8 protein-coding genes are annotated in these 12,924 nt (G+C 50.1%); 2 read left to right on the top strand and 6 right to left on the bottom strand.

The genetic code is table 11. The features are described 5' to 3' along the window. Nucleotides 1-82 precede the first annotated feature (82 nt). The 6 genes from BQ7480_RS02240 to BQ7480_RS02215 form a co-directional block, all read right to left on the bottom strand. Entirely contained in the window at nt 83-1,399 is a 1,317-nt protein-coding gene (locus BQ7480_RS02240; RefSeq protein ID WP_072541545.1) for a pseudouridine synthase, read from the bottom strand. Between the two features lie 64 nt (nt 1,400-1,463). After that, nucleotides 1,464-2,810: an adenylosuccinate lyase gene (purB, locus tag BQ7480_RS02235; protein WP_072543857.1), complete on the bottom strand. Its 1,347-nt coding sequence runs from the start codon at nt 2,808-2,810 to the stop codon at nt 1,464-1,466. A gap of 123 nt (nt 2,811-2,933) precedes the next feature. Continuing rightward, nucleotides 2,934-4,247 carry an NAD(P)-dependent oxidoreductase gene (locus BQ7480_RS02230; RefSeq protein ID WP_072541544.1) on the bottom strand — a complete coding sequence of 438 codons (1,314 nt, stop codon included), beginning with the start codon at nt 4,245-4,247 and terminating at the stop codon, nt 2,934-2,936. Between the two features lie 193 nt (nt 4,248-4,440). Beyond that, the gene (locus tag BQ7480_RS02225; protein ID WP_072543856.1) at nt 4,441-6,744 is read right to left on the bottom strand and encodes a beta-galactosidase; all 2,304 of its coding nucleotides are present in this window, start codon (nt 6,742-6,744) and stop codon (nt 4,441-4,443) included. 146 nt (nt 6,745-6,890) lie between these two features. Beyond that, a complete protein-coding gene (locus BQ7480_RS02220; protein ID WP_072541543.1) occupies nt 6,891-9,386 on the bottom strand; it encodes an alpha-L-arabinofuranosidase C-terminal domain-containing protein in 2,496 nt (831 codons plus the stop codon). A 25-nt stretch (nt 9,387-9,411) separates the two neighbouring features. Then, on the bottom strand, nt 9,412-11,334 hold the full coding sequence (locus tag BQ7480_RS02215) for a glycoside hydrolase family 43 protein (protein WP_072541542.1): 1,923 nt from the start codon (nt 11,332-11,334) through the stop codon (nt 9,412-9,414). Nucleotides 11,335-11,539: 205 nt separating this feature from the next. On the opposite strand from BQ7480_RS02215, the gene BQ7480_RS02210 reads away from it, so the two are divergent. Together BQ7480_RS02210 and BQ7480_RS02205 are read left to right on the top strand one after the other, a co-directional pair. Then, complete coding sequence (locus BQ7480_RS02210; protein ID WP_072543855.1) at nt 11,540-12,499, top strand: calcium/sodium antiporter; 960 nt, start codon at nt 11,540-11,542, stop codon at nt 12,497-12,499. Nucleotides 12,500-12,522: 23 nt separating this feature from the next. Beyond that, nucleotides 12,523-12,891, top strand: a complete 369-nt coding sequence (locus BQ7480_RS02205) for a hypothetical protein (RefSeq protein WP_072541541.1) — start codon at nt 12,523-12,525, stop codon at nt 12,889-12,891. Nucleotides 12,892-12,924: the final 33 nt, after the last annotated feature.

Raw genomic sequence — 12,924 nt, 5'->3', positions numbered from 1 at the left:
TTGATTCTCTGTTTTATCAATTAATCTAAAAAACACAGAGATATTTGGTATCCGCCTATCCCTGTGTTCCATTTGTTTCTCGTTATTCAAAAGACCCCATACGCAACATGGCTACTTCCTGTTCTGTCAAGTAGCGCCAGTCACCCCGACGAAGTCCCTTCTTGGTCAGTCCGGCGAAATACACACGGTCCAGTTTCACTACCCGATATCCCAGCGATTCGAAAATACGGCGCACGATACGGTTCTTTCCGGAGTGGATTTCAATGCCTACCTGCGACTTGTCCGTATCCGAAGCATAACTGATGGCATCGGCATGGATTTCACCATCGTCGAGTGTGATACCCTGTACAATCTGATCCAAATCCGCCTTAGTCACGTTCTTGTCGCAATATACATGGTAGATTTTCTTCTTCAGGAACTTCGGATGCGTCAGCTTGGAAGCCAGGTCTCCGTCGTTCGTCAACAGGAGCACACCCGTAGTATTGCGGTCCAGACGTCCCACCGGATAAATGCGTTCCTTGCAGGCACCTTTCACGAAATCCATCACCGTCTTGCGTTCCTGAGGATCGTCGGAAGTCGTCACACAATCTTTCGGTTTGTTGAGCAACACATACACCTTGCGTTCGATGCTCACCGGCTGGTCGTGGAACTTCACTTCATCCGAACGTTTCACCTTCGTACCCAGTTCCGTCACGATTTCACCGTTCACTGAAACCACTCCGGCGGTGATGAATTCATCCGCTTCACGGCGAGAGCAGATTCCCGCATTGGCCAGGAACTTGTTCAAACGAATCGGTTCATCCGGGTCGGTCAGCACATCCTTGTACTCAATCTGCTTCTTCATGCTGTATTTCGCATTCGGATTGTAGTCAGCTGTACGCGGACGGTACCCTCCTTGCGGACGTCCATAACCACCTTGCTGTCCACCGTTATTGAAACGCGGACGATAGGAACGCTGTTCACCACCCTGCTGTCCGCCATTGTTGAAGCGCGGACGATACGGGCGCTGCTCACCCCCCTCATTGTTGTTATTATACGGACGGTTGCCGTAAGAACGCTGCGGACGTCCTCCATTGTTGTTATTGAAACGCGGATTGTAAGAAGAGCGCTGTTCTCCTCCTTCATTGTTATACGGACGGTTGCCATAAGGACGCTGCGGACGATTGCCGTAGCCACCTCTCTGCGGACGGTCCTCCCCGTTGTTGTTATTGAAACGAGGATTATAGGAAGAGCGATAACCCTCTCCCCCTTCTCTATTGTTGTTATACGGACGGCGACCGTAGCTGTTGCTTTTCTCGCCTCTACCGTACTTATTATACCCTTCTCTGTTATAAGACTTGTAACCATCGCGGCCAGACTGGCTGTTTTCGCCTTCCTGTCTGAATTCTTTTTCTGCCATAATTTTTCTGTTTAATGCTAATTAATACTCTGACACCCTCTCGGGCGATATTTATTGTTTTAAGTTATACTCCAGTATAGTTGTGCGGAGTAATCGCACGCAATTCTTTTTTGATGTCTTCACTCACGTTCAGTGTCTCGATAAAGTCCTTGATGGATGCTTCCGTAATAGCCTGGTTCGTACGAGTCAAAGCCTTCAGGGCTTCATACGGATGCGGATAAGCTTCGCGACGCAGAATCGTCTGAATAGCTTCAGCCACTACGCTCCAGCAGTTATCCAAATCTTCATAAATCTTATGCTCGTTCAGCAGCAATTTGCCGAGGCCCTTCAAGGAACTCTGGATGGCAATGATAGTATGTCCGAACGGTACGCCGATGTTACGCAATACCGTAGAGTCGGTCAAGTCACGCTGCAGACGAGATATCGGCAGCTTGGAAGACAGATGTGCAAAAATGGCGTTGGCCATTCCCAGATTACCTTCCGCATTTTCAAAGTCAATCGGGTTCACCTTATGCGGCATGGCACTGGAGCCCACTTCGCCCGCTTTGATTTTCTGCTTGAAGTACTCCATGGAGATATATTGCCAGAAGTCACGGTTCATGTCAATCATGATGGTATTGATCCGCTTCATGGCATCAAAGATAGCTCCCAGTCCGTCATAGTTGGAAATCTGTGTGGTATATTCTTCCCGTTCCAGCCCCAGTTTTTCCGATACAAACTTGTTGCCGAATGCCTTCCAGTCATACTCCGGATAAGCCACGTGATGGGCGTTGTAGTTGCCGGTAGCCCCACCGAACTTCGCGGTCAGCGGACAAGCTTTCAATACGGCCAGCTGACGGTTCAGACGATACACAAAGACCATGATTTCTTTTCCCAGACGAGTCGGGGAAGCCGGCTGTCCGTGTGTTTTTGCCAGCATCGGAATGTTCTTCCATTCTTCCGCATACGTTGTCAGCTGGTCAATCAGCTTCTGAATCTGCGGATAATAAACTTCTTCCAGCGCATCTTTAATCGACAAGGGGACAGAAGTATTGTTGATATCCTGAGAAGTCAGTCCGAAATGGATGAATTCCTTGTAAGGTTCCAGTCCGCCCAGTTTATCAAACTGCTCCTTGATGAAATACTCTACAGCCTTCACATCGTGGTTGGTCACACTTTCGATTTCCTTGATACGTGCCGCATCAGCTTCCGAAAAGTTGCGGTAAATATCACGGAGAGATTCGAAACGAGCCGCGTCGAATGAACTCAACTGCGGCAACGGCAGCTCACACAAGGTAATGAAATATTCTATTTCCACCCGCACACGATATTTCATGAGTGCATATTCAGAAAAATAAGCAGCCAAAGCTCCCGCTTTGCTTCTGTATCGGCCGTCAATCGGCGATACAGCTGTGAGTAAATCAAGCTCCATCATTGTCGTAAATTATTTTTGGTATCTAATTTCTACACATTCATTTGAATTCGCGAAATTAATGCTTTTTCCTGAGTTATCAGGAGATACAGCCCAAACTTTAGTATTTATTTTATAATTAGGTCATTCACTCAATAGTTTTATGGCATCTACATACTGCGCGATACCCACAGCCACACTCTTGGCCGCTTTCATGGCCATCACCACAGTCTGCGGCCGATGGACCACATCACCTCCAGCAAAGACTCCCTTGCGACTGGTCATGCCAAACGGACGTTCCTTCACCAGTACATAGCCGTTATCGTCGGTATCAATGCCTTCGGTCGTAGATACAATCCGGCTGGCCGGACGAGAACCTACTGCCAGACAGATACGGTCGAAGGCATATTCCTTGACACCCTCCGGGGTGTTGGCCCGCAAGCCGACAACCTTTCCTTCCGCATTGCCCAGAAACTCCGTGGTAGAGGTCTGCCACAGGAATTTCACTCCTTCCTGCAAGGCCGCCTGATACTCTGCCTGAATGGCCGGCATGTCGGCCTCCGTGCGACGGTACACAATGGTCACACTGGCAGCTCCCATACGTACAGCCGTACGGGCTGCATCCATGGCTACGTTGCCGCATCCCATCACGGCCACATGCTCGCCTTCAATGACCGGCACCTTGTCACGTCCCACCGTACCTTCGTTGTAGATATTGGCCATGTGTAACAGGTATGTGGCTTGAATGACACCACGCAATCCGGCCCCCGGAACATCCAGCGATTTCGGCAACGCCGTACCCGAACCGATAAAAATGGCATCATAGCCCTGTGCAAAAAGATCATCGATGTTCAGCTGTTTTCCCACCACACAATTCAACACGAAAGTCACTCCCAGCGCTTCAATCTTCTGGATTTCCTGACGTACCACCTGTTTGGGCAAGCGGTATTCCGGAATACCGTACATCAAGACACCGCCGGCTTCCGCCTGACTTTCAAAGATGGTCACATTGAAACCCTGGCGGGCCAAGTCGCCTGCCACAGTCAGTCCGGCAGGACCCGAACCGATGACGGCCACCTTTCCACGGGTTTTCTGCGGCAGTTTCTCACGAATCAAATTCATCTCCGTATCAAAATCGGCGATGAAGCGTTCCAGCTTCCCGATTTCAATACCTTTCCCTTTCGGATAGAGCACGCAATGTCCCTGACACTGTTTTTCATGCGGGCAGACACGGCCGCAAATAGCCGGAAGATTACTTTTTTCATTGATAATTGCCATGGCGTTCCCCATGTTCCCCTTCGATAACTCATGGATAAATTCAGGAATATCATTTTCAATCGGACATCCCTTCTTACAGGAAGGATGCTTGCAGTTCAGGCAACGCTTGGCTTCCGCAATGGCTTCTTTTAATGTATAACTTTCGTTTATTTCCTTAAATGTCGGTTTTGAATCGTTCATTCTTTCATCTGTTATCCGATGCAAACTCTCCTTGCATACCTAATTTCACATTGGGCGGCAAATTTCGTAAAAAAATGTCATAAAGACATGGAATAAAGGGATTTTTCTTCCATCAGACAAAAAAATATCCCGCAGACTTGCTGTCCGCGGGATATCCCTCCTGAATTACCTTAAGTTCTATACGAACTGAAAATCAATATGTAAAATCTGCTTTCTTTACATATACTTTGTAATCCTTTATCAAACCTGGCGCACCGGCCTCCGCGCGAGGCAGCATACGGAAACCTGTCACCTGATATTCTTTTCCTAAATCTATGACAATCTGATGCGGATAAGCGGTATTGTCCACCGTCTGCCAGAAGGTACTTTCCTGTAAATCGAACACCTTGTCGGCTGTACGGTTACCACTGCGAGTTTCTTCGCTGTCGGCATAGACAATCTTCCAGCTTTCGCGGGAAACCGGTTTTCCGTCTGCGCCCAGCACATCCATCTCTGCCACAGCGGCAATGTTGGTACCGTCGTAGTTGGAAACACCTTCCAGACAGAAGTAACGTCCGGCTACCGGTTGTGCAAAGCGTACTTCCTGCCAGCCGTTGCCTGCCTTGAATGTACCTGTCATCACCGGCTTCTCAGCTTTCAGGTTCAGGTTCTGGCCGTCTTTACGATGGGTTTCCGGAGCCTTTTCACGCAACATGTCCAATATCGGTTTTTCCACGCCGACCACTTTGGCTTCGGCCGGGCCCTTCAAATCGAGCACAATGATTTCATTGTCGCCTTCCTTCAGCCAGCATCCCGGCATGTACAGTGTCTGCTGCGGACCGATTTCCCAGAAACGTCCCATGGCATGTCCGTTTACCCAAACCATACCTTTTCCCCAGGTCTGCATGTCCAGGAATGTATCACCCGTCTTGTCCAGATGGAAAGTGGCTTTATAATAGGCAGGTCCCTCCACCGGTTTACCCGCCTGGTAGTTTTTCTGACTCACAAATTCATAGAACGGAGGCAAGTTATACACGGTCCAGCCCTTCAGTTCCTGTGCCTGGTCGCCATTGACCACCTCTACCTTCTTTGAGATTCCTTTCCGGTCGTGGATAGATTTGTCAAAATTCACACGTCCCATGGCTTCTACCAGGATGTCCAGCTGGGTACCTTTCTTCAAGGTTTCTTTCAACGGCAAGGTAAATTCACCGTGACGACGATCCAAACGTCCCAACAGTTTACCGTTGGCAAACACCTGTGCCCAGTCGTGTACTTCATCGATGTGCAAGGTACCTTTCACATCTTCTTTCAAAGTCGTGCGATACAGAATCGTTCCCCAGCCCTGGTCGAACATTTCCATCGGCTGGATATCTTCCGACTGCTTAGGCTGCGGCAGATTGTTGAACAACGGAGCCACCTTCCAGTCCGTAATGGCCGGCACGGAAATCACCGGATACTGTGCCGGAGGTTCAGGTAGGGTTTCTCCTTCCGGAAGATATTGCTTCAACAAGTCACGCAACTGGAAATATTTCGGAGTAGTCCATCCGGCCTCACTGATAGGCGCATCGTAATCGTATGAACTGCACATGGCCGAATAAGCCGGGTTATTGGCACCGCCCCACCAGCCGAAGGTCGTACCTCCGTGTGTCATATACAAGCTGAACGAAATGTTCCGGTCCAGCATGTCCTTGATACCGCTCACCATGGTAGCCGCATCGCGGGTTTCATGCTTCCGCCCCCAGTGGTCGAACCAGCCGCTCCAGAACTCGCTGCACATCATCGGTGTTTCCGGACGCAACGATTTCAGTTTCTTGAACTGTTCGTCAATATTGGCACCCGTACCGAAGTTTACTGTCCACAACAAATCATCCAGCGCATTGTTGGTGAAGTTGGAACTCCAGTCACACTGGAAGAGTGGCACGTCGGTGAAGCCCGCTTTTTTCACGATGTCGCGGATGGCCGATACGTAAGGCTTGTTGATGCCATACGAACCGTATTCATTTTCCACCTGTACCATGATGATGTTTCCCCCACGGGAAAGCTGCAAGTCGGCCAGCTGTTTGCCTACTTCGTTCATAAAGATGCCGACCCGTTCCATGTAGTAAGGGTCGAGTGTACGCAGCTGCACATCTTTTTTCTTCAGCAACCACCAAGGCAGTCCGCCCATTTCCCATTCCGCACAAACGTACGGTCCCGGACGTACGATGACATACATTCCGTGTTTCTGTGCCAGGCGGCAGAATTTGGCAATGTCCTTGTTACCTGAAAAATCGAACTCACCCGGATGCTGTTCATGCAAGTTCCAGAATACATACAAGCAAAGGGTATTCATGCCCAATGCCTTACAAGAAAGAATACGCTGTTCCCAGTAAGGTTCCGGAATACGCGGATAATGCACCTCGGCAGCCTTTACCACAAAAGGCTTTCCGTTCAACAGAAATGTTCCCTTCCCTACCTCAAAAGTTTCCTTTGCGGTAGTCTCTTCTCCTGCCGGCGCAGCCGCCGAAGCAGAAAGCATTCCCCAAGAGAACAATAAAGAAAGGCCTACGCCCCACAATGTGTGTTTATATTTCATGATATACTTAATAATATTGCTGTTCAAAATTAGACCTTTTCCTCTATATCCAGCCATCAAAAATCCGTCAAAAGCAAAACAAGAATCAATCAGTTCCCTTCTTTTTCCGAATGAATACGGATTACGTTCAAAGAATAGGCCGGCATTTCATATTGAGACAAATCTGCTACCGAGATTTCTTTCTTCACAGGACGCGCCTGCTGGTCGGTCGGATTTCCGAAAAGTACATGCAAGGTAGCCTGTCCTTCCTGCAATGTCAGCCCGTTCAACTGGGTCTTGACCGGAACCGGCAGCAGGTTGACCAGCTTCACAATCACATCGCCCGTCTTGCTGTCGCGTACCACCGACGTACCGATTCGGCGCTGTACATCCTGACGGGAGTTGTCTATCCGCCGGTCGGCCGGCAAATACATGTCACCGGCATTCTGTCCGTAAAGCTGCTGGGTGTAATAACCTACGGTCGGTTTCACTTCCTTGTTGTTGAAATAAATCAAATCGGGATTCCACTGGGTGTGTCCTTCCTTGGCCAGCAACGGCGCATACGAAGTCATGGATACCACATCGCCGTTCCGTTCGACGGACGTCAGGTACAAGGCCTCAGCCAAGGCCGTTTCAATGTTGTTCGGACGACCGGGCAAGTGAGCGGCATACTCTCCCAGGTATACTTTGGGTTTGGAACGGTCGTAACGGTCGTAATAATCCTGATTATTGATAAACCAACCCGGTGTATTATAATAGTGTTCGTCTACCATCGGCACCTGCAGGCGGGTAGCAAATTTCCATCCCGCTTCGTAGTCTGAACCTTCATAGAAAGGACCTACCGTACCGATGACAGTGATTTCCGGATATTTTTCTTGGATGGCCTTGAAAATCATCTCAAAGCGTTCTTCAAAAATCGGAGTAATCAAATCTTCGTTGCCGATGCCGATGTATTTCAGGTTGAACGGTTTCGGATGTCCGGCTTCGGCCCGCATCTTTGCCCATTTGTTGGTCTTCGGGTCGCCGTTGGCATATTCAATCAAGTCCAGGATGTCCTGCACGTAGGCATCCATTTCCTCCATGGGGATACCTCCTTGCTGTCCGCCGCTCAAAGGTTTGCCCGGGATACAGGCTGAATTCTGGCACGGCACTCCAGCGGCCAAGACTGGCAACGGTTCTGCCCCTATATCTTCGCAGAACTGGAAATATTCGAAATATCCCAGCCCCAGCGTCTGATGATACCCCCACAGGTTCCGCATCGGCTTGCGGGCTTCCAGCGGACCGACGGAATTTTTCCAACGGTAAATATTGTCAATTCCGTTTCCATGGGCCACACAACCGCCCGGAAAACGCATAAAACGAGGATGCAAGTCGGCCAAAGTCTGTGCCAAATCGGCTCTTAACCCGTTCTTATGTCCTTTGAAGGTCTTTTGCGGGAAGAGTGAAATCATGTCCAAGTGCAATTCTCCCGTCAGTTCCGGCTCCAGTGAAAGGACCGCTGCCTCCACATCGGCCTGTGCCGTCAGCACCGCAGTCTGCTTTTTCCAGTCGCCCGCCTTCACCTTTACGGAAGACTGTGCCACTTCCTTGCCTTGGGCATCCAGCAAACGCACCACTATCTTTCCCCCCTTACTGCCCTCGGGCATAGAGGCAAAGAGAGAGAAATCATATTTCTCACCTTTTTTCAGCGTAATCCCGTCGAAGCCGGTATTGCGGAGAGACATTCCCGGTTTGGCCTGCCACACCACATAATGCGGATTATTGGCATGCAAAGGATGCTCCGTGGCCACCTGTACAGCCGACGACTGCCCGTTCTCCCATATACTCCAGGCATAACCACTGTCAAATCCTTGAGGGGCCCCGTCTTGCGAAGAATATTCAAAATCACGGTTCTGCACCAGTTCGGCATAAAGCCCGCCATCGGCTCCGTAGTTGATATCTTCAAAGAAAATCCCCATCAGTTTGTCACTGATAGGCTTGGCTTCTTCCTCACGGACTGTCAGCTGCAAGGATACAGGAGCCAACCCTGCAAAGCGTTGGCCATCCTGTTCCGTCCGTTCATTGTGCAATTGGTCTCTATAGGCCCGGTAGTCGACAAACTTCAACAGTCGGTCCACCTCCTCCCAGGCCACTTTCTGCATATATCCTTGTTCTACTACACCGTCCACAACCGCTTTCTTGCGGGTTTCACTTCCCCGGATTCCAGTTCCTTCTCCCGGCGTCTGCAGGTAATACGTCTGCGGATTCCATTTCATCAAGTCTGGCGAAGTGGCCTGTCCCCACTCCTTTCCGCTTTCGTTCAACTGCCAGGCACAATGCCATACGCCTTTTGCATCCCGCGTCAGATGAGGATTCAGCATGCGCTTCTCGGCCCCCCAGGTCCCGTAATCGCATTTCACATAGCCATACCCGTTGCCGATACTGAACCAACGGTCGGCATCCGGACTCCACGCCAGTTTCAACCCGCTGCGTCCCGCATCCTTTACAGTGGCATACGAGAACAAGTAGACCGAATCCGGTTCGTTCATCACTTCCTGCACGTGTGCTGATACAGGAAGACTGGTAAGGCAGACGCACAAAGCTGCCAAGTGTGTCAGGTGTTTCATTGAGTAAAAGATTTAATGAGAACGTTTATTTGGATACTTTCACACGCTGGATAGTACCGTCGGCGTTGAACTCCATCCGGTCGATGCATACCTCACGGTGTACGCCCGGCCCTTTATCCTTGTCCAAGTAATTCTTGTTGATGCGGTGATAGACAATATACCATTCATCGGTTCCCGGTTTACGTACCACTGAATTATGTGCAGTCCCATAGATTTCCTGTGACGGGTCCTGTATCAGCACCACCGGGTCTTTGGCCACCTTAACCGGTCCCAACGGAGAATCCGACGTGCCGTAAGCCACATGGTAGTTGGCCGAACCCGTATCATCTACCGACCACATGAAGTAGTAAGTACCCTGGCGATAGAACACATAGGGAGCTTCGCGGTAAGCATAGTCTTTCAACGTACCTCCCTTCGGGGTCAGCACCTTCAAGGTTTCTTTCTTGATGGATACCATGTCGTCGTTCAGTTCCGCACCGGCCATGTAGCCGTTTCCCCAGTACAGATACGACTTGCCCGATACCGGATCGGTGAACACATCCACATCAATCTGCTGGCCATGTCCTACCGGCGAATCCGTCACAATGGGTTTGCCCATGTCCTTGAAAGGCCCTACCGGCGAATCGGCCACTGCCACTCCGATTTTCTTACCGGAATCGTCGTTCGGGTTACCGCTGTAATAGAAGAAATATTTGTATTTTCCGTCAATCAGTTTTTCCTCAATGGCCGGTGCCCAGGCATTTCCGTTGGCCCATGGCACCTGCGGCGAACGCAAGTCCAACATCACCCCTTCATACTGCCAGTCCTTCAGGTCGGCAGAAGAAAATACGGTGAAATACCATCCTCCCCATCCGGGCTGTCCGTCGGTGGTAGAATAGATGTAATAACGCTGCGTCTGATGAGAATACAGCACTTCAGGATCGGCATGGAATCCCGGCAACGCAGGATTCACCGGAAGCTCACCCAGCTCGGCCGGTTTGCCCCACTTGTCCGTGATGCGCTTCAGTTCGGCGCGGGTAATCGGAATGATGGTACCGTGACGCGGATGGAAGTTCATCTTTACCGCATGGTCTATCACCTTGAAATGCTTCAGGTCGGTGGTTTCCGTAAACTGGTAAGCACCTTTCATATACACATCATACATCAGAATGTATTTGTCCTGTCCAATCAACTTGAACGTACCGGCACCTTCCACGGCTTCCTTGGTCTGCTGCTTGTAGTCCGGTTGTTCTTCCCACTTGCCGGAAGTCAACGCACGGGTAGTTGCTACCTTGATGCCGTTGCCATGTCCTTCGGTCTTATAGAAGAGATGATACACCCCATCTTTGAATACGATGTCCCCATCGATGCAAGAGTTCTTGTCTTCCGGGATGAAAAGCGGTTTCGGTTCTCCTTCCAGGTCCGTGAAATCGTCATTGGCATACGCATAATAGATGACGTCCGGTCCTCCGGCATACTGCATGGAGAAATAGACCATGTATTTTCCTGCCTCTTTGTCGAAAATAGTCTGAGGCGCCCACACCCGTTTCAGTTTTTCCTGTCCCGGATAACGTTTCTGTATGTTCACCACCGAATGCGACCAGTTGACCAGGTCTGTCGATTTCAACAGCACCATCGCCCGGTTCGAATCCCATCCGTTGTCGGAAACCATGTCGGTCACCACCATGTAAAACGTCTGGCCGTCTTCCCCTCTCAGAATGTGAGGGTCACGCACACCACCCGTAGAACTGATTACCTTCGAATCAATCACCGGTTTGTTGTGATTCAAGGCATAGTAGGTATATCCATCCATACTTACCCCATAACACACCGCCTCTTCACTGATGTGGTTTCCCGTGAAATAAGTGAACAAATACGCGACATAATCTTTTTCATCCACCAGGGCGGCAGACAACGATTCCGAGATGAACGGAAGCAAGAACAATAAAGACAGGATTCTGTTTCTCATATACTTTACATGTTAACGTTTGGTGCAAAGATAGAGAATTGGTGTATCACATACAACAATTATTCGTGCAAAAAAGGGAAGAAAATCATGCATTTCCCCCTCTTGTCTTTCTCTTATATTTAAAACGACAAATTTCAGTCTTTGCATATTCTTGCTTATATTTGCGACCAACAAACGAAAATAAAAAACGAACCTAATTATGTGGATGAATTTACTATTATTACTTGGCGGATTAGCCCTGATTCTGGTGGGAGCCAATGGGCTGACAGACGGAGCAGCCTCCGTAGCCAAACGCTTCCGCATCTCCGACCTGGTCATCGGACTGACCATCGTGGCCTTCGGCACTTCCGCTCCCGAGCTGGTCATCAGTGTACTGTCTGCCTTGCAGGGAAGCGCGGAAATGGCCATCGGCAACGTGGTGGGAAGCAACATCTTCAATGTACTGATGATTATCGGGTGTACTGCCTTGGTTCTTCCTATCCAGGTGGGACAAGGCACCCTGAGCAAGGAAATTCCACTGGTCATCCTCTCGGCCCTGGTACTGACCTGCTTTGCCAACGACTGTCTGCTGGACGGAGGAAGCCAGAATATCATCAGCCGGATAGACGGTCTGGTGTTGCTGGGTTTTTTCCTGATTTTCATGCGCTACACTTTCGCCATTGCCCGCAACGGGAATGAAGAGGACGACGAAGTACAGAAAGTAAAGGAACTGCCGGCCTGGAAATCGGCGGTATATATTCTGGGAGGACTGGCCGGACTGATTTTCGGCGGACAGTTTTTTGTGGACGGAGCCAGTGGCATTGCCCGCTCCTTGGGGGTCAGCGATTCCATCATCGGCCTGACACTGGTGGCCGGAGGTACCTCCCTGCCCGAACTGGCGACTTCCGTCACGGCAGCCTTGAAAAAGAATCCGGGTATTGCCATCGGAAACGTGATTGGCAGCAACCTGTTCAACGTGTTCTTCGTGCTGGGATGCAGCGCCACCCTCTCCCCTCTCCCCATGGGTAATATCAACAACATCGACATGGCAGTGCTGGTAGGCTCTTCCATCCTTTTCTGGCTGGTGGGCTGGTTCTTCAAAAAACGGACCATCACCCGCATAGAAGGAGCCTTGCTGGTGATATGCTATGTAGCTTACACCGCTTTTCTTATTTCACAACAATAACCCTTAAACAACCTACTTGAATCATGAAAAAAATCATTTACCTTTTGGGGCTCAGCCTGCTGGCCGCCTGTGGCTCAGGCTCCCAGAAAAACAGTGAAAATTCCGTGGAAGCCGTATCCCCCGACTCCATCCGGATAGTACATGGCCAACTGCTGATGGGACACGAAGCCCAGAGTTTCACAATCGACGGAGATACCACGGCCTACTGGGTCAGTGACCCTTCGGGCACACTGGAAACCCGGTACAAGGCGGCTCTTTCTCCAGAAGCTCCTCCGTATGCGGCCATACCGGCCCAACTGAAAGTACGTCTAAAGGGGCGTGCCACCGAAGGCTTTGCCGCTGAATACGACGGCGTGATGGAAGTGGTGGAAATACTCAGCGTAGGAGAATAAACGCACAGGATGGCTTCTGTGAAGAAATACTTC

Origin of the sequence: Bacteroides mediterraneensis (assembly GCF_900128455.1) — a bacterium.
Classification (GTDB): domain Bacteria; phylum Bacteroidota; class Bacteroidia; order Bacteroidales; family Bacteroidaceae; genus Phocaeicola; species Phocaeicola mediterraneensis.
Note: the sequence above shows the minus strand (reverse complement) of the source record. Positions and strands in the feature narration are given on the sequence as shown.